We start from the raw sequence: 664 nt of genomic DNA on the forward strand, positions 1-664 counted from the left end.
TGCGGGTGCGGATCGCGAAGATGATCAGCGTCTGCGTCGCAAGCGATTCCACGAACCACCCGGTGCGGAACTCGATCGCGCCGGCGTGCAGCACGCCCAGCATCAACCCGAACGTCAGGAAGTCGAACAGCGAGCTGATCGGTCCGAAGATCAGCATGAACCGGCGGATGAACGCGACGTTCCAGTGCGACGGCGCGTGCAGCTGCTCGGCGTCGACCCTGTCGGTGGGGATCGCCAGCTGCGAGGAGTCGTATAACAGGTTGCCCAGCAAGAGCTGGCTGGCCAGCATCGGCAGGAACGGCAGAAACGCCGACGCCGCCGCGGCGCTGAACGTGTTGCCGAAATTGCTTGATGTGCCCATGAATACGTACTTGATCGTGTTGGCGAAAATCCTTCTGCCCGTTGCTACCCCGGTGGCCAGCACGCCCAGATCCTTTTCCAGCAGCACCACGTCGGCAGCGTCCTTCGCCACATCGGTTGCGCTGTCGACGGAGATCCCGACGTCGGCGGCATGCAGAGCCAGCGCGTCGTTGACTCCATCGCCGAGGAACCCCACCGATCGGCCGGTGCGCCGCGCCGCGGTGATGAGCCGCGCCTTCTGCTCCGGCGAGATGCGGGCGAAGATGGTGTAATTCTGTGCGGCGTGCTCGAATTCTTCGTCGCC

1 protein-coding gene is annotated in these 664 nt (G+C 64.2%); it reads right to left on the reverse strand.

Annotated features, from left to right (window positions below):
* Positions 1–664: HAD-IC family P-type ATPase (locus A9X04_RS17615; RefSeq protein ID WP_156764400.1), on the reverse strand; the 664-nt coding region annotated here is incomplete at both ends.

The organism is Mycobacterium sp. E3247, from assembly GCF_001667785.1.
Classification (GTDB): domain Bacteria; phylum Actinomycetota; class Actinomycetes; order Mycobacteriales; family Mycobacteriaceae; genus Mycobacterium.